Origin of the sequence: Leptospira yasudae, from assembly GCF_003545925.1 — a bacterium.
Lineage (GTDB): Bacteria > Spirochaetota > Leptospiria > Leptospirales > Leptospiraceae > Leptospira > Leptospira yasudae.
On the sequence record NZ_QHCU01000005.1, the window covers coordinates 160,001 to 181,958 of the forward strand.

At 46.1% G+C, this 21,958-nt stretch carries 23 protein-coding genes (1 of these 23 only partly in view); 8 read left to right on the plus strand and 15 right to left on the minus strand.

What is annotated here, in order from left to right:
• From DLM76_RS14960 to DLM76_RS14975, 4 genes are all read right to left on the minus strand, one after another.
• Positions 1 to 106, minus strand: partial view of an HPP family protein gene (locus DLM76_RS14960; protein ID WP_118965705.1) — the start only. It extends 404 nt beyond the left edge of the window; the window shows 106 of its 510 coding nt (coding positions 1-106); it begins with the start codon at positions 104 to 106; its stop codon lies beyond the left edge, outside the window.
• A 159-nt stretch (positions 107 to 265) separates the two neighbouring features.
• Positions 266 to 817, minus strand: a complete 552-nt coding sequence (locus DLM76_RS14965; protein WP_118956732.1) for a c-type cytochrome — start codon at positions 815 to 817, stop codon at positions 266 to 268.
• Positions 818 to 1,121: 304 nt separating this feature from the next.
• Complete coding sequence (locus DLM76_RS14970; RefSeq protein ID WP_118956731.1) at positions 1,122 to 1,466, minus strand: hypothetical protein; 345 nt, start codon at positions 1,464 to 1,466, stop codon at positions 1,122 to 1,124.
• Positions 1,467 to 1,607: 141 nt separating this feature from the next.
• Positions 1,608 to 2,846 (minus strand): lipoprotein LipL46, encoded by a 1,239-nt coding sequence (locus DLM76_RS14975; RefSeq protein ID WP_118956884.1) that lies wholly within the window; start codon positions 2,844 to 2,846, stop codon positions 1,608 to 1,610.
• A gap of 65 nt (positions 2,847 to 2,911) precedes the next feature.
• Here DLM76_RS14975 and DLM76_RS14980 point away from each other — a divergent pair, with 65 nt between their 5' ends.
• From DLM76_RS14980 to DLM76_RS15005, 6 genes are all read left to right on the plus strand, one after another.
• Complete coding sequence (locus DLM76_RS14980) at positions 2,912 to 4,174, plus strand: exo-beta-N-acetylmuramidase NamZ family protein (RefSeq protein ID WP_118965706.1); 1,263 nt, start codon at positions 2,912 to 2,914, stop codon at positions 4,172 to 4,174.
• Positions 4,143 to 4,814, plus strand: coding sequence for an LIC_11883 family protein (locus DLM76_RS14985; protein ID WP_118965707.1), 672 nt, complete (start codon positions 4,143 to 4,145; stop codon positions 4,812 to 4,814). The genes DLM76_RS14980 and DLM76_RS14985 overlap by 32 nt, the downstream gene beginning before the upstream one ends.
• Complete coding sequence (locus DLM76_RS14990; protein ID WP_118965708.1) at positions 4,811 to 5,662, plus strand: DUF2797 domain-containing protein; 852 nt, start codon at positions 4,811 to 4,813, stop codon at positions 5,660 to 5,662. The genes DLM76_RS14985 and DLM76_RS14990 overlap by 4 nt, the downstream gene beginning before the upstream one ends.
• A gap of 251 nt (positions 5,663 to 5,913) precedes the next feature.
• Positions 5,914 to 6,762, plus strand: coding sequence for a M48 family metalloprotease (locus tag DLM76_RS14995; RefSeq protein WP_118956727.1), 849 nt, complete (start codon positions 5,914 to 5,916; stop codon positions 6,760 to 6,762).
• Positions 6,763 to 6,883: 121 nt separating this feature from the next.
• Entirely contained in the window at positions 6,884 to 8,068 is a 1,185-nt protein-coding gene (locus DLM76_RS15000) for a DUF2157 domain-containing protein (RefSeq protein WP_118956726.1), read from the plus strand.
• A complete protein-coding gene (locus tag DLM76_RS15005; protein WP_118956725.1) occupies positions 8,065 to 8,619 on the plus strand; it encodes a GDYXXLXY domain-containing protein in 555 nt (184 codons plus the stop codon). Before DLM76_RS15000 ends, DLM76_RS15005 begins: the two co-directional genes overlap by 4 nt.
• On the opposite strand, the gene DLM76_RS15010 is transcribed toward DLM76_RS15005, so the two are convergent.
• The 5 genes from DLM76_RS15010 to DLM76_RS15030 all read right to left on the minus strand — a co-directional run bounded on the left by DLM76_RS15010 (position 8,579) and on the right by DLM76_RS15030 (position 13,379).
• Positions 8,579 to 9,466, minus strand: coding sequence for an NAD(P)-dependent oxidoreductase (locus DLM76_RS15010; protein ID WP_118965709.1), 888 nt, complete (start codon positions 9,464 to 9,466; stop codon positions 8,579 to 8,581). The two genes, DLM76_RS15005 and DLM76_RS15010, sit on opposite strands and share 41 nt — an antisense overlap.
• Positions 9,467 to 9,567: 101 nt before the next feature.
• Positions 9,568 to 10,317 carry a mammalian cell entry protein Mce gene (mce, locus tag DLM76_RS15015; RefSeq protein ID WP_118956723.1) on the minus strand — a complete coding sequence of 250 codons (750 nt, stop codon included), beginning with the start codon at positions 10,315 to 10,317 and terminating at the stop codon, positions 9,568 to 9,570.
• A gap of 31 nt (positions 10,318 to 10,348) precedes the next feature.
• Entirely contained in the window at positions 10,349 to 11,113 is a 765-nt protein-coding gene (locus DLM76_RS15020; RefSeq protein WP_118956883.1) for an ABC transporter ATP-binding protein, read from the minus strand.
• A gap of 5 nt (positions 11,114 to 11,118) precedes the next feature.
• Positions 11,119 to 11,898: an MlaE family ABC transporter permease gene (locus DLM76_RS15025; RefSeq protein WP_118956722.1), complete on the minus strand. Its 780-nt coding sequence runs from the start codon at positions 11,896 to 11,898 to the stop codon at positions 11,119 to 11,121.
• Positions 11,895 to 13,379, minus strand: a complete 1,485-nt coding sequence (locus DLM76_RS15030; protein WP_167450778.1) for a hypothetical protein — start codon at positions 13,377 to 13,379, stop codon at positions 11,895 to 11,897. The genes DLM76_RS15025 and DLM76_RS15030 overlap by 4 nt, the downstream gene beginning before the upstream one ends.
• Here DLM76_RS15030 and DLM76_RS15035 point away from each other — a divergent pair.
• On the plus strand, positions 13,335 to 14,390 hold the full coding sequence (locus tag DLM76_RS15035; protein ID WP_118956721.1) for a D-alanine--D-alanine ligase: 1,056 nt from the start codon (positions 13,335 to 13,337) through the stop codon (positions 14,388 to 14,390). The two genes, DLM76_RS15030 and DLM76_RS15035, sit on opposite strands and share 45 nt — an antisense overlap.
• Positions 14,391 to 14,711: 321 nt before the next feature.
• Here DLM76_RS15035 and metW read toward each other — a convergent pair whose 3' ends face one another.
• From metW to DLM76_RS15050, 3 genes are all read right to left on the minus strand, one after another.
• Positions 14,712 to 15,329: a methionine biosynthesis protein MetW gene (gene metW, locus DLM76_RS15040; RefSeq protein ID WP_118965710.1), complete on the minus strand. Its 618-nt coding sequence runs from the start codon at positions 15,327 to 15,329 to the stop codon at positions 14,712 to 14,714.
• Positions 15,330 to 15,347: 18 nt separating this feature from the next.
• The gene (metX, locus tag DLM76_RS15045) at positions 15,348 to 16,448 is read right to left on the minus strand and encodes a homoserine O-acetyltransferase MetX (RefSeq protein WP_118956718.1); all 1,101 of its coding nucleotides are present in this window, start codon (positions 16,446 to 16,448) and stop codon (positions 15,348 to 15,350) included.
• 113 nt (positions 16,449 to 16,561) lie between these two features.
• The gene (locus tag DLM76_RS15050; RefSeq protein ID WP_118965711.1) at positions 16,562 to 17,866 is read right to left on the minus strand and encodes an O-acetylhomoserine aminocarboxypropyltransferase/cysteine synthase family protein; all 1,305 of its coding nucleotides are present in this window, start codon (positions 17,864 to 17,866) and stop codon (positions 16,562 to 16,564) included.
• A gap of 291 nt (positions 17,867 to 18,157) precedes the next feature.
• On the opposite strand from DLM76_RS15050, the gene impL63 reads away from it, so the two are divergent.
• On the plus strand, positions 18,158 to 19,801 hold the full coding sequence (gene impL63, locus DLM76_RS15055) for a cytoplasmic membrane protein ImpL63 (protein WP_118965712.1): 1,644 nt from the start codon (positions 18,158 to 18,160) through the stop codon (positions 19,799 to 19,801).
• On the opposite strand, the gene DLM76_RS15060 is transcribed toward impL63, so the two are convergent.
• From DLM76_RS15060 to fcpB, 3 genes are read right to left on the minus strand one after another with little or no spacing between them, the layout of a single operon-like run.
• The gene (locus tag DLM76_RS15060; RefSeq protein ID WP_118965713.1) at positions 19,790 to 20,569 is read right to left on the minus strand and encodes an RsmE family RNA methyltransferase; all 780 of its coding nucleotides are present in this window, start codon (positions 20,567 to 20,569) and stop codon (positions 19,790 to 19,792) included. The two genes, impL63 and DLM76_RS15060, sit on opposite strands and share 12 nt — an antisense overlap.
• Positions 20,570 to 20,584: 15 nt before the next feature.
• Positions 20,585 to 21,016, minus strand: coding sequence for a hypothetical protein (locus DLM76_RS15065; RefSeq protein ID WP_118965714.1), 432 nt, complete (start codon positions 21,014 to 21,016; stop codon positions 20,585 to 20,587).
• Positions 21,017 to 21,076: 60 nt separating this feature from the next.
• Entirely contained in the window at positions 21,077 to 21,904 is an 828-nt protein-coding gene (gene fcpB / locus DLM76_RS15070) for a flagellar-coiling protein FcpB (protein ID WP_118956713.1), read from the minus strand.
• Positions 21,905 to 21,958: the final 54 nt, after the last annotated feature.

Here is a 21,958-nt window from a genome sequence, read left to right on the forward strand (position 1 = left end):
AGGAGATTCCGAGAGTTCCTCCGATCCAAGACCACAGAATTTGTTCATATGCGGGCCGGGGTGGTGATATGGCCTCCGCCTTCATTTTTTTGAGAATTCGTTTCATTGTATATCTCTGAGTTCTAAATCTTTTTTTACGTTTTCTTAGAATAGTGATTCGGAGCGGCGACTTACGTCGAATACTTTCCGAAGCTTTGAAAAACGCGATTTTTGGAAGAGAGGAAAAAATAAACGGACTGCGTTTGACAGCCCGTTTGATTTCTTTTTAATGAAGGATCGGTTCCGGAACCTGATTGCGAACCGGTTTGATGGATTTGAGATACGCGAAGATATCCTTCAATTCTTCATCGTTTAACGCGCTTAAGTTGGCCGCAAAGATCGGTCCCATCGGAGGAAGGAGCGGTCTGCCGACTCCCATTCTTTTTTGTGTGCGAACCGTTTGAACGAACATTTCTTCGGTCCAGCCTCCAATCCCGGTTTCTTTATCGGGTGTGATATTTTTCGCAAAGCTGACTCCCCAAGGACCGACGACCGCCGTAAGATCTCCCGTAAAAAGAAGCCAAGGAGAGTTTTGAAAACTTTTGTAATCAGGCAATCGGTTCGTTTCCAAATACCCGGCTAAGAATTTCGAATCATCGGGAACGGGACCTTGGGCCGTCATCGTTTTCGGCGTATGGCAATCGCCGCATCCGCCTACAAGAACCAATTTTTTTCCGCGCTCGATGCGAGCCGAAGCCGAGTTGTCGTTCTTGGAACAATTCGCGAACAAAGCGAAAATCGCGAAGAGGCTTAGAACGATGGATGAAATTTTTTTCATAACAATCTCCAAAGTGAATATAGATGGATCGAGGGCAGCCCATTGCATAAACGTTATGCGAATGGAATTCCTAGACCGTAAGACAGAGTTTTGATTTGAAACGAAGAAGCGATCTAAAAAAAGAATATTCCGGTTCTTGAATGTTCTTTGTTATAGATTGATGATCGGATTTTTTGGTTCGAATTATAAATCGTATGCCAAAACAATTCCGAGAATTGGAGAATTCTTTTTGGTAAGTTTTTCCGGCCTTTTTTCGAGCTTACTTTTCCGCCGCCTTGGGCCTTTGGGCGAAAGTATTTGTTTGCTAACGTAAAAAGATTCCTACCATGCAAACAACGAAAATCAGTGCAATCCAAGAGAAAATGGAAATGAAAAACATGGCTCTGAGGGAGCGAATTCGAAAGAAAAACGTTGTGATCAGACCGAATAGAGCGCCGAGCGGCGTATAGTAGAATAAGATAAGTTCTTGGAACAATCGAAACGCTTCGTTCGGATCAATCCACCCTCCGTTTCGATACGGGCTTCCGGCTTGTCCGTGCATCATCCAATAATTGAGAAGAATGTAAAAGGCGAAGCTGAGAACGGTATAACAAATCGCACCGATGAATACGGCGGGTAAAAGAAATTCGATTTTAAGATTCTTTTGCAAGGGAAATGGATCTTTGTTCCAATTGGGATCTAGGATTTTCGAAACCGTTTTGGGATCGGTGAAACCGGTTAAAAGAAAGACAAAAAAAATCCCCGAGTTGAATCTCGGGGATTTCGTTTACTTTGAAAGAAAGCGTAAAACTTATTTCAAAGGTTTGAATTCTAAGGTAACCACTCCGCGCGTAGCCGATTTTACTTCCAAAGACTTAGTCGCTAAGAAAGAGAATCCTCTGTCTTTTTTGTAAACCAATTCTTCTTGGAAAAGAGCGTCTTTACCCGGATAGATTACTTCCCACTCGGAACCGTTCGTATCGGAAGTTCTTACGTTCACTTCTTTCGCGGCTGTAAACTCGGTAAGATCGTCTTTGAACTTAGTCGCTTCGTCCGCGTTCAAACCGGTAAACTTCAGAACGATCGGGTTGTTCTCGGTGAGATTGAACCATTCTTCTTTTAACTGGTTGTTTACTTTTTTAGAAACGGAAGTCGCCCATTCTGCGATCGCTTTTTCTCTGGAAACTTTTTGAGTGATGTCCGCGCCGCGTCCGTCAGCGGTTCCGCTGTCTACGATCTTACCGTCGCCCCAAAGAAGAACCACTTTGTAAGTTCCCGTTGCAGCAGTGTTGTAGATGGTTCTTTCCAGAGCCTTTCCGTTTACGGATTCCAGAGGTTGTTGATCTTCGGTTTCCACGGTTGCAAGAACCAATACTTCCGCTTGCAGAGCTTCCGCGAGAATCTTGATCAGAGGAGAACCTTCCACTTTTTCAGCGTCCACTTGATTCTTACCGACTTTCTTTGCGGTAAGAGCGGGATCGATGATCTTGTTTCCGTTTTTCTTCAGAGCTTTGATGATCTCAGCTTCTCCGAAGTTGTTCGGACCTGCAGGAATTACGGGAGCTCCTCCCACTTTTCCAAGAACCAAAACAGCGACTCTAGGATTTCCTACGTCCGCGAGAAGATTGTCAACCGCGGTGGAGATTTTGGATTCTTCCACTTCGCAGCGAACCGTGAGTTTTAACATCGGCTGAGTATCGATCTTGCCTTCAGCCTCGTCGATGATATCGTAGCTCTTAACGAACGCGTCCGTTTTGGAAAGAAGGCTGGAACCTAAACTTTCTCCATCGGAAGCCTTGCTCTTGTTGCTGATTTCTTCGCCGATTACTTTACGAACCGCGTTGATCTTTGCGTCTTTCAGAGCTCTTTGTTTTGCGATCTGCTTGTCTCCGTTATAGATGGGAGCCTCGCCGATTACGGTAACCTTGTTACCTTCTTTTTCATAGAACTCTTTCTTCTTACCACGAGTGGATCCGGAAGAACCGCAGCTGACTGCGAAAGAAATAACTGCTAAGGCCGCGATAAGCCTGGTGGTAGGGAAACGATTCATTTTGTCGTTTTTCTCCTTGAAGAATAGGTTTGAGGGATTTTTGTAAACAAAATAGGAATTCTCGGATGCTCTACACAAAAATAAAGAAAAAATTCTTCCTTTTAGTCATTTTTTTTCTCTTCCTCCCTTCGGTTGCCTGCGCGGAAAAAAGCTTTCGTAAACATATCGCCGACGCGAAACTCGTTCCTTCGGAAAACGAATTTTATAACAACGTTCTTCCGGGACTTTCGGGTAAAAACGTAATTCTCATCACCAATCCTTCCGGTATAGGAAGAAGCCCCGAACGGATTATCCGCGAATTTAAAAAACACGACGTAAAGATCAAACATCTGATCGGACTCGAACACGGATTTCTCGGACTGGAAGAGGACTTCAGTAAATCTCCCGTAACCGTGGACGAATTTTTCAATCTTCCCATCTATCATATCTACCGCGTGAAGAATGCGGAACTGCCTGCGATTTTGAAAGGAGCGGATGCGATCCTATTCGACGTGCAGGATATGGGAATGAGATGTTATACCTATCTCACGGTTTTAAAAAGAATCATGGACGGGATTCCCGATCCTGCCGGAACGAGATTGATCGTACTCGATCACGTAAACCCGGCTCTGTATCTCAAGGGAAGAGGAGAGATGATCGACAAACGGTTTCTCAACTTCGCTGGAGAATTTCCTTCCCTGTTTTTCGGAGGTTTGACTTTGGGGGAATCCGCTCTCTTTTACAACACCGAATATCTGGATAAAAAAATTCGTTTGGAAGTCATCGCACCCAAAAACGCAAAACGTTCTTTCGATTGGGACAAGGAAGGAATTCCTTGGACGACTCCGTCTCCGAATCTTCCCACCGTCGACTCTGCGATCAATTACCTCGGTTTGGTTTTATTGGAAGGAGTCAACGTTTCCGTAGGACGCGGAACGACCGCGCCTTTCGTTTACTTCGGAGCGCCTTGGATGATCGAGCCCGAAAAGTTGGCGGAAGAATTGAATCAGAATTCCGGCGGAGATTATTACTACCAAACCGTATTTTTCAAACCCGTTTTCGGGCCGTATAAAAACGAAATCTGCCGAGGACTTCGACTAACCGTCGTAAATCGAAAATACGATCCGTTGAAAATGGCTTTTAAGTTGATCGCGGGTCTGAAAAATCAATACAAAGAGTTCAAATGGAGATCGTATCCGGACGGAACGCATAACATCGATTTTCTGTGGGGAACGGAATCCTTTCGAAAAGCGATCGACAGCGGAAAAAGTTACGATCAGTATTCTGAATTCTTAAATTCTGCCGAGAAAGAATACAATGAGAAGATTAAAAAGTATTACCTCTACTAAAAAATCGTCCGTGTTCGAGACTTCGACTCGAATTGCGCTCGGAGGAATTCTATTCTTATTTTTGAATGTTTCCTTTTTGTCCGCGGAAGAAGCGAAGTGGAAGGAATATTCTCTCCGGGAATTGATCGGAAGATTGAAATATTACACGTACGCGAAAGTGGCGCAGAGTTTGCGGAGGGAATATCCCGCCGCTCAGGAACAGGTTTGGGAGAATTCTTCCTGCGCTCTGAGTTTGCCGGAATTGCCGGGACCGTTTTTCTGCGGACTTTTGAAACAACAATATCCGTCCGCAGGATCTTCGGAAAAACTTTCCGTTCCGTCTCCTGCGCCGGCTCCGGAAACGGTTTCCCCTGCGTCCGCGCTCGCCGGACCGAATACGAACTTCAAAGAATTCAAGAATGTTCAGCTTTATTCCGGAACCACCATCTCGGGGAAGAATGTGGTTCAATTGAGTTCCGAGGAAAATCCGGGCGAATCTCTGCGTGCGTTTTATCTTCACGATGGACGGCTGAGTCATTATGAATTTCAGGATCGAATCCTGATTTTCGATTGGTCCGGTTCCAAGTTGAACGCCATCTTGGAAGTGAAAGTGGATTCGATCTTAAGACCGCTCGGCGGAAGAGAAATCCTATTCCCATGAAACCGATCGCTTCCGGTTTTTTGAGGATGATGGATCATCAAGGAATCGATCCGGTCTCTTATATCTGGGTCACCGCGACTTACGATTCCGATTCCTCCGAAAAACAAGAAGCACATATTCAAGAAAATTCTAATATTCTAAACTATCTCGGACAAAAGGTGAAACTCGAGTTCACCGGAAAGATCCGCTGCGTTTCCTGCGGGAGAATCACCAAAAAAAGTTTCAACCAGGGAAACTGTTTCACATGTTTTCAAACGTTGGCCGAAAACGATCTCTGTATTTTAAGACCGGACACGTGCCACTTCCATCTCGGAACCTGCAGGGAACCCGATTGGGGAGAATCTCATTGTTTTATTTCTCATACCGTCTATCTCGCCAACAGTTCTGCGATCAAGGTGGGAATCACGAAAGAAAATCCCGTGTCCAATCGATGGGTGGATCAAGGCGCGGTTCAGGGAATTCCTCTGGTGGAAGTGACTTCGAGAAGGGACGCGGGAATTATCGAGAAAGAACTTTCCAAGGTTTTATCGGACAGAACGACCTGGCAAAAGATGGTCGCTGGCGATCCGGAACCGATCGATCTCGCGGAACGTAAAAAGGAATTTCTGCAAAAGATCGAGGAACTCGATTTGGATCTGGACTATAAGGTTTCTCCCCAGGAAACCCCGACTACGATTCGATATCCGGTGCAGGCCTATCCGAAAAAGATCCAGTCCTTGGCTCCGGAAAAAAATCCGATTCTCGAAGACGTTCTTACCGGAATCAAAGGACAGTATCTTCTCTTTCAATCCGGCGTGATCAATATCCGCGCCTATGGCGGTTACGAAACCGTTTTGAGCGTCGACTGAACGTAGGAACTGCTACGATTTTCCGTAGAACGGAACAAGCACTTTGAACGTAAAGTGTGGGAACTCCTGCAAAGGATCGTAAAGTGTGGGAACTCCTGCAAAGGATCGTAAAGTGTGGGAACTCCTGCAAAGGATCGTAAAGTGCGACTGAAATTCTCTACAAAGTGTAGGAGCTCATACAAGAATCCCCGATTTCCGTCGGGAAAATTCTGCTTTGATTTTGATCGAAGATCCGAAAAGAATGTCTTCCTATGAATAAGATTTTTCCAAAGCTGGTTCTGCTTTTTACCATCGTTTATTTTTGGGGATGCGGTGCGATCATCGATTCCGTCGTTCCGATCGAATTGGATCTTCAGATCGGAAAATCCTTTTTGGAAAACGCAAAAGACGGAAAGGAAGGAATGCACATTCTCAAGAATGCGGCTCTGGAAAAATACGTAAAATCGATCGCGGACAGAATTCTCAAATCGGACAAGATCCAGTACAAAAAAGAATTTCCGTATAAGATTTCCATTTTGGACGACGACGATACGATCAACGCGGTTTGTACTCCGGGCGGTTATATCTTCGTTTATACGGGGCTTTTGAAACTGATTCAGGACGAAGCCACGTTAGCCGCCATTCTCGCGCACGAAATCGCACACGCGGAAAAACGGCACTCCGTAAAACAGATCATCAATTCCCTAGGAATTTATTTCACCATTTATATCGGTTTAACGATCTTTCTCGGATCGGACGCGGCCAACCTCATCAACCTAGGCTCTAGAGTAGGAGGAGAAATTCTTACCTTGGCGAACAGCCGTTCTGCGGAAGCCGAAGCCGACGCAATGAGTTTTGAATATTTGAAATCCACGAAATACTATCCGGGCGCTCTCGAATCGTTTTTCATTCTTATCGAAAAAAAGGAAAAGGAAGAAGGGGGAAGCGGCGCGGAAAAACGAATGATTAAATTCTTATCCACACACCCCCTGAACGACGAACGAATCGCCGAAAACAAAAAGCGTTTGGAAAGTATCGGAAATCCCCAAGCGACGCCCGAAAATCTTTATAAGGAACGTTATCAGGCCGCGATGAAGCGCGCTTTCGGGGAAATCGAGTGAAACTCAACTCAGCGAATCCATTTCAAAAAAACGTAAACCGTTTTTGAAAGATTCGAAAGGTGTTTTGAGAATGAGAAAATTTTCTTGTATTTCAGTCGATCGTCTCTAAATTCTCCGCATCATGCGATTGGAACACAAACTCAAACGGTGGGTGGAAGCGGGATTGATTCGCTCCGAACAATCGGACGCGATCTTACGCTTCGAAGAAACCCGTAAAACGCCGTATCTTTACTATTCGTTTATCATTTTAGGAGTGGTGGTCATCGGAATCGGTGTGATCGCCATCATCGCCGCGAACTGGGAAGAAATTCCGGACGTTCTGAAGTTAGGCGCCGGTCTCGGCGTTTTATCCCTCGTGGCGGGACTCGCATTTTGGAAACGGGAGAACGGAAATCTTCTTACGGTCTTTCTCGTTTTGAATTCGATCTTGATCCTCGCAATGATCGGCCTCGTTTCGCAGGTTTATCATCGAGGCGGAGAATACTACGAAGCCGCGGCTCTTTGGTGCGTATTGAACGTTCTCTTTTTGATCGCGACGGATTCGAAGACGTTGATTCATCTGTGGACCGTCGGATTTCAGCTCTTCATTACGGGATGGATTTTGGATCAACCCGCTTGGGGGAGGAATTTCTGGAATCAGTATTTTTATTTTTCAACGGTCGGCTTCTTTACGATCTGGGTCGTTTCGGAACGATTCTCTTTGGAATCCAGAAAGGCTTCTTTCTTTTTATGGGCCGTTTTGTTTTTGGTGGTTGGAAGTTCTTACTTCGGTTTTCTAGGAACGCATGATTATACGTTCTATGGAACTCCCGAAGAAAACCACGCGCATTGGTTGGATGCGGTCCGACAATACCCCTGGACTCAAGTTCTGCTTTGTTTGTTCACGGTCGTTCCGGGTATATTCTTAATTTGGAATACGGATGCGTTTACAACGTCGCAGAAGAAGTCTTTCAGTTTCAGTCTGATTATTTTCTTTCTTTTATATTTGCCGATTTATCTGCTCTTTTCACATGGAGAATCCGTTTCGGCAAACGTTTGGAATCGGATCGTTTCCATGATTCCGGCTTTTCTTTTTATCGCTTTTTGGCTCGGAATCGCTTCCGCGTTTCGCTCGCACAAACGAATTTTCGATCTCGCCGTTGCGATCATCGGAATTCGATTCTTGTATTTCTACTTCGATTTGTTCGGAAGTTTGACGTACACCGGATTCGGATTGATTCTTTCCGGACTCCTGATCATCGGATTTACGATCGGATATTTAAAATTGAAAGGAAGAGTGAGAACTTTCTTGGGAGAACAGGAATGAGAACGTTCAAAATTCTTTTGATCCTTGCGTTGGCGGCTCCGGTCGCGTTCTTCGCATCCGAAATCGTATATTTGGAATTTATAAAGAAGTCGGGAAAGGAACTGATTCTTCCCGTAAGCGGATACGATCCGCGCGATCTGTTATCCGGTCATTATCTGCGTTACGACATCGAATACCAATCGTATTCTCTTTGCCAGACTGCCGACGGTGAGGAACCACTTCGTTCCAAGACCAAGTCCAGCAAGGATGATGGAACGCATTGCGTTTGTTATTCTCATCCCGGAAAAATCGAAGCTGGGGACGGAACCTTTGTGGAAAGTTGCAACCCGGAAACTCTTCGGGATAAAAAGATCTGTAAGCTGTATCTCCGCGGTGAATGCAGATACGGAAGATTTACGATCGGAAACGAACGTTTTTTCGTGAATGAAACCAAGGCACTCGGCTACGAAAAACGGCTTCGGGAAGAAAACGTTCACATTCGTTTGAAGGTCGATGGAAACGGAAAGGCGATCACCGATTCTCTGATTTGGGCGGACGGATCTTCGCTGTAACTTCGTTGAGACTGCAGAAGTCGCTTTCTCCGAAACCGGCTTTCATTCCGGAGTCGTAGATCTCCGGAAGATTCCTGCAAAGAGAAAGGTTCGTGTCGTTTTGTTCGGCGAGTTCCATCGCGTGATAGACGTCCTTTCTCATATTCTTTAAGGAGAAATGAGTTTCGTAGTTTCCGGAAAACACGAAGGGAAATTTAAATTCTGCGATCCCCGATCTTGCGGCGGATTGCAGAAGAATCTCCTTTAAAATATCCGGTTCCACTCCCGATTTTTTTGCGAGTTCGAATCCTTCCATATATACCTGAAAGATTCCCGCTTGGATCATGTTGAGTGCGAGTTTCGCCTTTTGTCCGCTTCCTACCTGACCACAAAACACCGTATTCTTTCCGCAAATATCGAAGAAGAATTGAATGTCGGCGACTTCTTCCCGGTTCGCTCCTACCATAAAAAGAATCTGCCCGTCTCTCGCCGCGTTTTTGGAACCGGTCATCGGAGAATCGTAAAATCGAATTCCGCGTCGGGAACATTCTTCCGAGAGTTTGAGGGTGAGGGGAAGAGATGTCGTTCCGCAATCGAGGAGGACCTTAGGTTTAACGTCGAGAAGTCCGGATGAGAACGTTTCCCGGATTACCACCTCGTCTTCCGTCAAACAGAGGATCACGAGATCGGCGCCTTTTGCGGCCTCCGCAGGAGAATCAAAAAGGAGAACGTTTTCCGATTTTAGATCGGAGAGTTTGGAAAGATTTCTGGAATAAAGACGAAGTTTTTGATTTTCCTTGGCAAGATTGGTTGCCATACCTCGCCCCATGATTCCCGTTCCGATGATGGAGATTGTGTATTCTTTCATTGTAATATACTAAATTAGTTTGCGTCGTTTTTAAACTCGAATTGAATCTATTTGCAGATCGAAAAAATCAAACCGTACGGTTTTGAAACGTCCCGTTGCGATTAGAATGCGCTGAGCGCCGCGCGGATAAAGCTCGTAACCGGAGTTTGTTCTCTTGTATCCTCGAGACCTTCCCGAAGTTCCCGGAGAACGATCTGCGCGTCCGTCAAAACCGTATTAACGTTTTTGTGAACGTCGTCGTTGTTGATGAGCCTTCCTAAACTTCCGTCTCCCGTGTTGATTTTGGTCGTGATGTCCGCGATGTTCGAGAATGTCTTACGGATATCGCCCCTGTTTTCGGAGATCAACTCCGATAAACTCACGAGAGGATCCTGTAAAACTCTACCTTTCAGCGCGCCGGCGGACTTGTAATCGATCATCGTTACGGGCGTGGATCTCTTTTTCAAACGCTCCGATTCCGGATCGGTCGTTCCCGGATCGATGGAAATCACGCGTCCGGTCAAAAGGCTTTCGTTTTTAATGATGATGTCGTAGTTGTCGTAAAGACGGATCTTTTCCCGGAGAAGCATCGTAATTTCGACTCTCGTTCCGATTCCGGTTTCTCCTTCTTGGACCTCGGCTCCGTTTTCGTCGATCTGAATCAGTCGAATCGAAGAAACGTATCCGAACGGAACACCCTGAACGGTGACCTTGTTTCCGACCTTGATTCCTTCCGCGTTTCGAAACGTGACCTTCATGAATTCCCCGCGTTTTTTTACGGGACCTCCTTCGGTTACGATCGTAAAATATCCGACCACGGCGATGGCTGCGGTAAAAATAACTCCCACGAGAAGATAACGCAACGAACTCATATTCAATTCTCCTTATGTGATCGGTTCGATCCTATTTGGTTTCCAGGATCATCGGACCGGTCGTTCTGCCGTGAATGAATTGCTGGATCAATTCGTTGTCCGAATTCTGGATTTCTTCCGGCGTTCCGGTAAATACGATCTTTCCCTTATAGATAAAACTGATTCGATCCGCGATCTTATACGCGCTCGACATATCATGCGTGACCACGACTTGAGCCGCACCCGTTTCCTTTTGAATCTTCAGAACGAGTTCGTTGATTACGTTGGACATCACCGGGTCCAAACCGGAAGTAGGTTCGTCATAGAGAATGATTTCGGGATTGGTCGTGATCGCTCTTGCGATTCCCGCTCTTTTTTTCATACCGCCGGAAATGTCGTTCGGGAAGTTATCCTTGGCGACGACCATATCCACCAACTTTAATTTCTGCATTACGATTTCTTGAATCTTCTCTTCGGATGCGAGTTTGTGTTCGCGCAAGGGAAGGGCAACGTTATCGAATACGGTCAGCCAGTTGATGAGGGCTCCCGATTGAAAGAGAACTCCCATTCTTGCGCGGAGTTTTTCTTTGGTTTTGGATCCGACTCGGGAAATGCTTTCCCCGAAGATAAAACAATCTCCGGCGTCCGGTTCGAGAAGACCGGTGATATGTTTGAGCGTAACCGATTTTCCGGTTCCGGAAGGACCGAGAATGACGAGAGTTTCTCCCTTCTTTACATGAAGGTCGACTCCGGTGAGAATTTTTCTTTTGCCGAAAGCCTTATGGACGTTTTTGAGTTCGATTGCATACGTTTCCATGATCGTCATTCTCTATAAAATAAGGCAGTAATCATATATCCGGTAAAGATCACCATTAAGAAGGAGGTGACCACGGATTCTCTCGTGGCGCGACCGACTCCGATCGCTCCGCCCGAGGTTCTAAGACCGTGCGAACAGGAAATCGCGGAAACGATCACCCCGAACACGAACCCTTTAAAGATCCCCACATATAAATCCTTCAGACCGGGGATGGATGCGATTCGATCGAACACGTCTCGAAAATAGGTAAAGTAATCGATTCCCAACTGAAAATACCCTACGATCGCCCCTCCTAAAATCCCGAGGATAGTGGAATAGACGCATAACACGGGTACCATGATCGAAAAACCGAAAATCCTCGGAAAGATCAGATAACGCACCGGATCGATGGACATGACTTCGAGCGCGTCGACTTCTTCCGAAACCTTCATCGTTCCGATTTCGGCGGCCATCGCCGAACCGATCGACGCCGCGAGAATCAAAGCGGTCATAAACGGAGACATTTCTCGGGTAAGGGTGATCGTCATCAAAAGTCCGATCTGTCCTTCGGCGCCGAAATCCTTGAGGCCGAGTCCGGTGTTCAACGACATGATCATTCCCGTAAAAACCGCGACGATGGAAACCACCGAGATGCTTCCGACCCCGGTGATATACATCTGATCCAGGATTTCTTTCCGTTTAAAAAAGCTGTAAGGAAGGTTTAGAATACTTTCATATACAAGAAGGATCGTAAAACCGCTCGCGTAAAAAAATTCGGTGAGTTTTTCTTTGATGGGTTCGCTCATATTTTGATAAACCAGAGGAGCTGAAGATTCCGGTTCGTTTCGATTCTTTCATAACCGATGAGACCGTAAAGGAATTTCCAGGAAGTTTTTTCGGGAGTCAGTGAAAGTTCCAGAACGAAAGGAATGCTCGCGTGGAATTCGGTTTCCGTCCATCGTTGCGTGTACACGCGCATCAGCACCGAGACCCTTTTTTCTCCGTTGGAAAGTTTCTGGTATTCCAAGATCGACCAGAGAGGATCCCAGATTCGGTCCACGATTTCGGACTTGATCGGAAACAAAGAAAGCACGTTCCAAACCGTGTTTCCGTCCCGATCCTTTTGATACTTGAACAAGGGCCAGAGTTTTAAATAACTTTCATCCCGATCCCACTGAACGTATTTCCGTTTGGAATGAAAGTAAAACGGAATGAAAAACGTATCGTCGGATTTGATATGATACGTGTCCGTCTGCAGGTGAAAGTAGAACGGAGTTACGAACGTGGTTTGTTTGGAGGCGAATCTGTAATGTCCGTAAAACGGAAAGAAGATCAGTTTGCGGTAGTCTTCATCCTGATTGGTTCCGTATTGGAATAAGAAGAAGAGGGCGTTGAAATCCTTTTCCCCCGTTCGGCGATCGTACCCGTAACCGATAAACGATCCAAGCAGAGGAATGATCAAAAATCCTCTCGACTTCATGTTTCCGGCTTCGGAATCCTTGAACCCGAACAAAGGAAAGAAGATCTTGTAATGAACGGGTTCCCGTTTGTCGAGAAACGTGCTTCCCCATTGAAAGAAAGGCCACAAGACCGAATAACGTTCGTATTTTCCACGATGCACTTTTCGAGAATAAAACGGAAAGAATCGGAATTCTTCCCTGGTTTCGGAAGAGGCCGTTAAAAAGATCGGCCATAAAACGGAGGTCGCTTCGTAGTCCTTGTATTTCCAATTCGAGTAAAGCGGAAATAGAGCGAAACTTACTTCCGAATAGCCGATCTTGTTTCTCAGTCTTCCGGCAAACGGAAAAAAGCCGAAATACTTCTCCCGGGCCGTATCCCCCCAACCCCAGAAAAAAAGAGGAGTCAATACGTCCGAATCCTCTCCCACGTCTTCGTGCAAGGTGGAAGTTCCCGTAAAGAAAAAGAGAAAGGTCCATACCTTCCAGTAGTTCGTTTCTTCGCTGTAATAGATCGGATAAAGAACGGTTTGAAATCGATACGCGGATTTTTCCTCCCTGTAACTCGAGTAAAAGGGACGGAAGATGATCTCGGATTCTCCCGCTCTGATTTCTTTTTGATAGAGAAACCAGAATTGATCATACTGCGATTTGAATTCTCCCACGGGTTTGGAAGGGTATTCCGAAAAGATGTTTTCAGAGGAGATGAGCAGAATTACGATGCAAAAGATTCTCAACTTCTTTAGGAAGTTTCGGCGGAATCCATTCTTTGGGGAGAATTTCTTTTGGCTAAGATCGCAGTCTTTTTTGGTGGCAGTTCTACGGAACACAGTATCTCGATTCGAACCGGTTGTTTTATTTGTAAGACTTTGCATGCGATGGGGCATTCGGTCAAACCCATTCTCCTGACCAAGGACGGAGGCTGGGTGGTTCCTTTAGAATATCGGATGAATCTCCCGTTCGAGTCAGTGAATTCTCCCGATTCTTTTTTGGAAGAATTTCAAAAAAAGAACGGTGTTTCCAAAACCGATTCCCTTTCTCATCTCGACGCGGACATCGTTTTTCTCGGTCTTCACGGAGGAAAGGGAGAAGACGGAACGATCCAAGGATTTCTGGGAATTCTCGGAATTCCTTATACCGGTTCGGGCGTGACCGCTTCCGCGATTGCGATGGATAAGACCCGTGCCAATCGGATTTTCCTGCAAACCGGTCAGAAGGTCGCTCCGTTTTTTGAGATCGGCAAATTAGAATATACGACTTCTCCGTCGGCTGCGGTTTCCAAATTGGAAACGTTGGGTTTTCCGCAATTCTTAAAACCAGTGGAAGGCGGTTCCAGCGTTTCCACGCATAAAATTACGAACAAGGAACAACTCGCTCAAGAGCTCGGGCAGATGTTTCAAACCGATTCCAAGGTGATGAGCCAATCCTTTCTCGCGGGAGTGGAAGTTTCCTGCGGTGTTTTGGAACGATATAGAAACGGATCGTTTTCACGCATTGCGTTACCCGCAACCGAAATCGTTCCCGGCGGAGAATTTTTCGATTTCGAATCCAAATACAAACAGGGCGGTTCTCATGAGATTACGCCCGCGAGAATTCCGGACGAACAAATGAAGAAGGTTCAAGAACTTGCGATCGCCGCGCACGAATCGCTCGGTTGTCGCGGTTATTCCCGAACCGACTTTATCATCGTAAACGGAGAACCTCATATTCTCGAAACGAACACCTTGCCTGGGATGACCGAAACGAGTTTGATTCCTCAGCAGGCAAAGGCCGCAGGGATTTCGATGGAAGAAGTTTTTGCCGATCTGATCGAGATCGGACTCAAAAGTTCGCTTCATTGAGGATCGGCTGACCAGCCGGGCGCCGTTTCTGAGTTCGGTCTGAATCTAAATACGTTTGGTTTCGGCTTGGCTTGAATTTGTTTTTTGCGGACGGGTTTTTTTCCAGATGAATCGGTGATCTTAGAAAGAGATCTTTTTTGGAACGGCTTTTTGAATGAAATCGTTGATTGTAGTGTGCGATTTTTTACGGCCTTCTGGGTGAATTGTCGACTGTCGAATACGGCTTCGTTTTGACGAGCTTCGGGACGAGTTAGTTTGCGCAAATTGGGTATTGTTATAAATTTATAATATTATTATATTAAAATAAAGAATAGTGGAATATTATGATATTACAAAAAGGGCGAGTTTTGAAAAGAAGTTCGGGCGAAACCGGACGCGGGAGAGGTCTCGGAAATACGCTTTGTCTTCGATTTTGAATTTTTGAATTTCGCAGAACTCGATAAAGTCCAGGACCGAAAGAAAGTGCAGGTTCGGCGTATTGAACCAGCGATACGGGAGGAGGTCGGTTACGGGTGTTTTGCCCGTGGTCAAAATCGTCCAACGAACGTTCCAATGACCGAAGTTCGGAAACGCAACGATGACTTTTTTTCCGATGCGGAGGGATTCTTTTAAAATTTCCCCCGGGTTTCTCGTTTCCTGGATCGTTTGGTTGAGAATGACGTAATCAAACCGTTTGTCCTGATGGTGTTCGAGTCCCTCGTCGATGTCGCCGTGATGAACGTAAACTCCGCGTTGGATACATTCTACGATGCAATCTTCGTCCTTTTCGATTCCTTGGCCTCGGATTCCTTTTTCCTTTAAAAGATACAACAACGTTCCGTTCCCGCAGCCCAAGTCCAAAACCCTCGATCCCGAAGGGATCAGATTGAGAATATAAGCGAAGTCCGGTCTTTCTTTTAATGCCAGATCGATGGATGTCTTTTTTTCCAAAGGGGTCATAACGTGGATCGTGTTTCTCTAGTTCGGGTTTTCCAAAAATCCTTTGAGGATTTCCATTTGTTTCGGATTCTTGAGTAAAAAGGAATCGTGACCTTCTCCGGATTGAAGTTCCAGATAAAACACTCGTTTGTCGGCCGCTTCCAAGGACTTTACGATCTCTCTCGATTGTGCGGGCGGATACAACCAATCCGAACTATAAGATACGATCAAAAATCTACACGTCGCGGGTGAAAGGGCCGCGGTCAATTCTTTGCCTTTGCCTAAACTGTAATGATCGAGCGCCTTGGTTACGTAGATATAAGAATTCGCGTCGAATCGATCCACGAAACTTTCACCTTGATAGATGAGATAACTTCCCACCGCAAAGTCGGTCGTTAAGATGTTTCCGCGCGGAGGGTTCCTGCCGAATTTCTCTCTCATCTTGTCGTCGGAAAGATACGTGATATGACCGACCATTCTCGCGAGGGCCAAACCTTTCCGAGGGGAATTCTCGTCGTAGAGGCCGTTGTTCCAATTCGGATCGGAAAGAATCGCCTGTCTTCCGACTTCGTTGAATGCGATCTGCATCGCGGAATGTTCCGCGGTGGAAGCCATCACGATGCAGTTCGAAAGTGCGTCGGGATAGGCGATGCTCCATTCAAGAGCCTGCATTCCACCCATCGAACCACCGGCCACACAAAGAAGTTTTTCGATTCCGAGAGATTCAACCAGACGTTTCTGCGCACGCACCATGTCTTGGATGGAAACGAACGGAAACCGGGAGCCGTAGGGAGTTCCCGTTTCCGGATGAATCGAAAGAGGACCGGAGGAACCTTTGCAGCCTCCGATCACGTTGGAACAGATGATAAAGTATTGATTGGTGTCGAAGGATTTACCGGGACCGATGTAGTCGTCCCACCAACCCGGTTTCTTCTCCGCTTCGGTATGAAACCCGGCGGCGTGTGCGTCTCCCGAAAGGGCGTGGCAGATGAGGATCGCGTTGTCTTTGGAAGGGGAAAGAGTTCCGTAGGTTTCGTAAGCGATTACGACCGGAGATAAAACGGAACCGTTGTCCAAAGGAAGTTCTTTGAACTCGGCGTATTTGGTTTCAACAATTCCGATCGATCCGGATTCATTCATAGAGTTGCTTGCCACTTTCCTTTCCACCGGGTAACTTTTCAGTTACTTTCTTGGACGAGAACGGAAAAGAAAAGTGGCTTCCGATTTCCAAAAAAGTCAGATCGCCTCAGGGATCAAACTTTCTTCAGAGCTTCTTCGAGATCGAAGAGGATATCTTCGATGTTCTCCAAGCCGACCGAAAGACGGACGAAGTCCGGAGTAACTCCCGCCGAAAGTTGTTCTTCCGGAGTCAACTGTTGGTGCGTAGTCGAAGCGGGGTGAATCGCCAAGGACTTCGCGTCGCCCACGTTTGCGAGAAGGGAGAATAACTCGAGACCGTCGATGAACTTCTTCGCTTCCGCAACTCCTCCTTTGATCCCGAACCCGAGAATCGCACCGTAAAGATCGTTTTTATGATACTTCTTTGCTAATGCGTAGTTCTTGTCCGTTTTCAAACCGGGGTAGTTGACCCAAGATACTTTCGGATGTTTACTCAAGTATTCGGCGACCGCGAGAGCGTTTTCGGAATGTTTGCGGATTCGAAGAGGAAGAGTTTCCACTCCTTGCAGAATTTGCCACGCGTTAAACGGAGAAAGCGCCGCTCCGGTATCGCGCAGGCCTTGCACTCTCGCTTTGATGATGTATGCGATGTTCACTCCGCCGAAGGGTTCGAACTTACCGAACACATCCCAGAACTTGAGTCCGTGGTAGCTCGGATCGGGTTCGGTGAAATTCTTAAACTTGCCGTTGCCCCAGTTGAATTTACCGGAATCGATGATGATCCCGCCGATGGAAGTTCCGTGACCGCCTAAGAATTTCGTCAGGGAGTGAACGACGATATCCGCACCGTGTTCGATCGGATTGACCAAATACGGAGAAGGAAGGGTGTTATCCACGACAAAAGGAACGCCGGATTCGTGTGCAACCTTGGCGATCGCGGCGAGATCCAACGTATCTAATTTAGGATTCCCTAAGGTTTCCGCGTAGAAGGCTCTGGTCTTATCGTTCACGGCCTTACGGAAATTTTCAGGATTGGAAGGATCAACGAAGTGAACCTTAATTCCCAGTTTCGGAAATGTGTAATGAAGAAGGTTATAGGTTCCGCCATACAAAGAAGCGGAAGCGACGATTTCTTGTCCCGTTTCCACGATGTTCAAAAGGGCGAGCGTTTCCGCCGCTTGACCGGACGCGGTCGCAAGAGCCGCAACTCCGCCTTCCAAAGCGGCGACTCTTTGTTCGAGAACGTCGGTGGTCGGGTTCATCAGTCTCGTATAGATATTTCCGAATTCCTGGAGGCCGAAAAGACGAGCCGCATGATCCGTATCTTTAAAAACGTAGGATGTGGTTTGGTAAATCGGCACGGCTCTGGAAGTCGTGGTCGGGTCGGGGGATTGTCCTCCGTGGAGCGCGATCGTTTCGGGTTTATAATTTCTTGGCATTCGGCTAGTTCTCCTTTTTTCGAATTCTTAGAAATTGGTTTAGAATGTCAAACAAAATTCCGTTATAACGGATTTAAGTTCTGTTTCCGTGGATTGGTTCATAAAAAAATTTCCATTGCAATTCTAGAGTTTTCTGATCTTATTCTCCCCCTAATGCCCGTAAATCGCATATTTTCCGAATTTGAGACTGTAGGAAGAGCAATTCAAGGCTCGTTTCTACCGATAATTGAGTATGCTAAAGATGAAGGAGAATGAACGGGATTTTTAAGAATCTTCGGTGATCCATCCGACATGACCAAACGCTCGAAATATCTATTTTCTTTCCTATTTCTTTTCTTTGCCATTCAGACAGGAATTCAGGCTCAACTCTGGATGCCTCCCGGCAGACAATACATGCATCCCGCCGATCCGTTTACCTATGATCTCGGGATCAATAAATACCAGAACGACTATTATCTCTATGTCGCTCCGACGTTGAACTTCAACTTCGGGGGGGATTTCGGGGCTTCTTTGACCGTTCCCTTGAACTTTTTGATGTATGACGTCGATCCCAAACAGGAGAATTCCAAAATCGGAAAGTTGCGTTCCTTCGATTACAACGAAAAGAGCGATTATCTTCGTTTGATCAACAATATCTGGTTCGGACAATACGGAAAATATACTCCCGGAGAAGTCACGTATTCCGCGTATTTGGGAAAGATGTTCGACGGTTATATCGGACACGGAACGATCGTAAACCGATACATCAACAACCAACGACTCGATGTGTATAACGTGGGTCTTCAGGCAGACATCAACAGCGACTACGGAGGGGTGCAGGTATTCGCGAACTCAATCTACACGAGAGAAGTCAGTTCCGCCCGCGTTTATATCCGACCGTTTGCCGTAGGATTCAAACTCTTCGATATCATCACGGGCCGCGCGAAATTCTTAACCATGTTGACCGTGGGACAAGGAAACGTAGCGGACGAGGCGGGAAGAAAAAAGGTCTACGAAGAAGTCGGAGCCGAAGAGAAAGAATCCTATCGCGCCTTGATCGAAGATCAAAAGACGAAAGAGAAAAAAGAGGAAATGATTCCTGCGGATAAAAAGCCGGAAAAGCCGCAAAACCTCAAAGAACTTTTTAATCAGGATAACTTTGCCAATCGATTTGCGATCGGTTATACGACCGCATTCGACAACAAGGCTCCTTTGGAACTCAAGTTCGATACGACCGGAAAATTGAGAGTCGACGACAACAACAACCCTCTCGTAAAGTCCACGGAAAAGTTGACGATCACCGGTTTCGACTTCGAGTACAAATTGTTAAGCGCCAAATACATCGAACTTACTCCGTATTACGACGTGAATAAGATCAAACAGATCGACGGAGCGAAAGGAACGCATTACGGAGCGATTCTTCGTTTGGGCGGTAAGGACATTTATCTTCAGGTAAAACCGGAATACAGAAATATGACCGCCAATTATATTCCGATGTATTTTGACAGTTTTTACGAATTGGAACGTTATCAAAGCAATTTGCAGAGCAATATCCCGCAGACGAAACTCGAAGCGGCAAAGTTGGCCGATCCGGACGCGGCCAAGGTCAAAGGATATTTTACGACAGTGTTGTTCAGCTTTTATAGAATCGCGGTCGAATCCAATTACGAAAATTATTCCGGACCGAACAACTCTAGGGTGTTCGTCGGGGTTTACATTCCTTTGGGAACCTTGGTTCTGTTAAACGGATATTATATGAAGAAGGGCTTTGACGAAAACAAGGAAGCTTTTAAACTCGACGATCGTTCTCAAGGGGCATTGGAACTCGCGATCAATCTAGGATTTGCCGCGGTTCGCTTGCAGAACGTCCGCAAGTGGGTTTACAATACGACGTCGAGTCAATACGAAGCCCAGGACGAACAGAAGGTTCTTTTCTCGAGCAACTTAACGTTCTAAAAAAAGTTCGGATTCTTCCAGTCGGGCCAAGAGAAACGCGACCGCTGTTTCGGTCCGCAAAACCCGGCTGGAAAGATGAACGGTTTGAAATTCTTTCTCTTTCCAAAAATCGATTTCACTTTTGATAAAACCGCTTTCCGGGCCGATCGCCGCCAAAATTTTCAAGGGAGAATCCATTCGTAATTCTGCATGTGATTTTCTTTCGCGGAGGATCCTCGACGGAGAATCGCCTTTTCGATCTAAAATCCAACGGAATCCAAATTCTCCGGCGGAAAGAGTTTCCTCTAAAACGGCGCCGGTTCGTTTTTCGAAATCCCAACGAACCTTCGGAAGAAAGATATTCTTTCCCTGTTCCATTCCTTCCACAAGTTCCGATTCGATTTCGTTCCGGGTCCAGATCGGGGAGGTCAGGTATTCCTTTCGTGCGTTTTTACTCAAAAAGAAGCGGATTGTGGTCACGCCCCAGGTTCCGGCCAACTGGAGAATCTTTCGCACCGTCGGAGGTCTGTTGACCGCGATTAAGAGGTGCACTTCCGGAAAACGAGGTTTCGGAATCAGAATCGGTTTGTAAGTTCCGATCAAGGCCTTGGGTCCGATTTCTTCGATCTTCAACAAACCCAGGCTTTTGTCCAAGAGTCCCGCTTTCAGACGATCTCCCGGTTGTTTATTCAGAATTTTGAATATATGTTCGATGCGTTTCGGCTCGTTGACGGAAAAACGGTTCGAGTTTCCGATTCTCCATTCTTCTTTGCAGATTAAAAGATTCAAGGGAAGAGGACGCGTTTAAATTTCAAATTTCGGTTTGGTTTCTTGCTGCGGAGGAGTGGAAGGTTCGTCTGGGATAATTTCTTGAGGCTGCGATTCCTGAGGAGTAGTCTGATTCGGAAAAGGATTCTGATTTTGCAAATCGGAGAACGGAGAAAAAAAACAGGTTCGAACGATTCCGATCGCTAAGAGAACGAGTAAAAGATTTCTTGCAAACCGTTTTCCAGGAGTTTGTCCGAAGGTCTGCGCGCTCGTGCTGCGAAAACGGCGTCCGAAGTCGGATGCGTTTTGTCGGAAACGATTCCAGAAGGTTTCGAGAGAACTTTTGCGATAAGGATTGTCTTCTTTGGAACCCTTTTCAAAGTAACCGCCGCCGTGTTTTCCGGCGGTGTCCGGGTCGAATAAAAAAGATTCATAGCACCGCGGACACCGGACGGTCAGTTTTCCCAAATCTATGGGAATCCTGAGTTCCGTCTGGCATCGGGGACAAGGGAGAATGTAGCGCACTTTTTAGTAGCGGAGAGATTCCTTCAGAGCGTCTACGTTCTCTTTGTAATTTTCGTTTCCTAACTGATCGTTGTAATCGAAAATTTTGGTAAAGAGCCTATCAAACTGGTCCAGATGTTTGATATAGAATTCTTTTTTGAATGCGTTGCGGATCGGGTGAGTTTTCGTATTCTCAACGCCCGCGAGGATGTATTTTCCAACGCCTTTTTCAGCGGGGGTTTCCGGACGACCATACTCTGGATAGTTGTCTTTTTGAAAGAAAACTTCCACCTTATCGTTGTGAGACGGTTGAGTGTTCGGTCCTCTGTCCATCACTTCGGAGATGATCTTGTCTTCCAGAACCATATTGTTCTTATAGATTTTGGATTTCAGTTTGTTGATGTTTCTTGGAGGTTCGGATCTAGGCTCAGGATCATTGCTGTTCTGACCTTCGAAGTAGATCTCCATGTATTTCGCGAGAGAACCTTGAACGGTTTTGTTCAATCCTCTTTCTTCATCGCGGATAAAGTCGTAAACTTCCACACGGATGCAGTTGTTTGCCGGATCTTCCTGATTGAGAGCAGGAGTGCATTCGTCGTTGTTCGCCTTTCCTTTAAACAGAACGGTTCTGAACGGGAGAACTCTCACTTTCATCTTCAAAAGAACCGTATGACGTGTCAGTCTTTGGTTCAATTCGAAGATCTTTTCATCGAGTTTTCTCTCTGTTTCCAGAATGGACTGGCCTAACTGAGCGTCTGATTGTGATTTCTGGTCTGCGTTGGAATTTTGCTGAGAAAATACCGCAGTAGAAATTGCGACGAGAACTACTAAAAATAGCTTTTGAAGTTTCATTTCCCCTTGTCCTTAGTGAAGCGGATATTTGAATCCCATAAATCAGACATTATC

What these genes read in the sequence shown, in the direction of transcription:
- DLM76_RS14985 (WP_118965707.1), top strand. Translation starts at nt 4,143, where the DNA reads ATGAGAAGATTAAAAAGTATTACCTCTACTAAAAAATCGTCCGTGTTC.
- fcpB (WP_118956713.1), bottom strand. Translation starts at nt 21,904, where the DNA reads ATGAAACTTCAAAAGCTATTTTTAGTAGTTCTCGTCGCAATTTCTACT.
- impL63 (WP_118965712.1), top strand. Translation starts at nt 18,158, where the DNA reads ATGACCAAACGCTCGAAATATCTATTTTCTTTCCTATTTCTTTTCTTT.
- metW (WP_118965710.1), bottom strand. Translation starts at nt 15,329, where the DNA reads ATGACCCCTTTGGAAAAAAAGACATCCATCGATCTGGCATTAAAAGAA.
- DLM76_RS15020 (WP_118956883.1), bottom strand. Translation starts at nt 11,113, where the DNA reads ATGGAAACGTATGCAATCGAACTCAAAAACGTCCATAAGGCTTTCGGC.
- DLM76_RS15010 (WP_118965709.1), bottom strand. Translation starts at nt 9,466, where the DNA reads ATGAAAGAATACACAATCTCCATCATCGGAACGGGAATCATGGGGCGA.
- DLM76_RS14995 (WP_118956727.1), top strand. Translation starts at nt 5,914, where the DNA reads ATGAATAAGATTTTTCCAAAGCTGGTTCTGCTTTTTACCATCGTTTAT.
- DLM76_RS14990 (WP_118965708.1), top strand. Translation starts at nt 4,811, where the DNA reads ATGAAACCGATCGCTTCCGGTTTTTTGAGGATGATGGATCATCAAGGA.
- DLM76_RS15005 (WP_118956725.1), top strand. Translation starts at nt 8,065, where the DNA reads ATGAGAACGTTCAAAATTCTTTTGATCCTTGCGTTGGCGGCTCCGGTC.
- mce (WP_118956723.1), bottom strand. Translation starts at nt 10,317, where the DNA reads ATGAGTTCGTTGCGTTATCTTCTCGTGGGAGTTATTTTTACCGCAGCC.
- DLM76_RS14980 (WP_118965706.1), top strand. Translation starts at nt 2,912, where the DNA reads ATGCTCTACACAAAAATAAAGAAAAAATTCTTCCTTTTAGTCATTTTT.
- DLM76_RS14965 (WP_118956732.1), bottom strand. Translation starts at nt 817, where the DNA reads ATGAAAAAAATTTCATCCATCGTTCTAAGCCTCTTCGCGATTTTCGCT.
- DLM76_RS15050 (WP_118965711.1), bottom strand. Translation starts at nt 17,866, where the DNA reads ATGCCAAGAAATTATAAACCCGAAACGATCGCGCTCCACGGAGGACAA.
- DLM76_RS15025 (WP_118956722.1), bottom strand. Translation starts at nt 11,898, where the DNA reads ATGAGCGAACCCATCAAAGAAAAACTCACCGAATTTTTTTACGCGAGC.
- DLM76_RS15000 (WP_118956726.1), top strand. Translation starts at nt 6,884, where the DNA reads ATGCGATTGGAACACAAACTCAAACGGTGGGTGGAAGCGGGATTGATT.
- DLM76_RS14975 (WP_118956884.1), bottom strand. Translation starts at nt 2,846, where the DNA reads ATGAATCGTTTCCCTACCACCAGGCTTATCGCGGCCTTAGCAGTTATT.
- metX (WP_118956718.1), bottom strand. Translation starts at nt 16,448, where the DNA reads ATGAATGAATCCGGATCGATCGGAATTGTTGAAACCAAATACGCCGAG.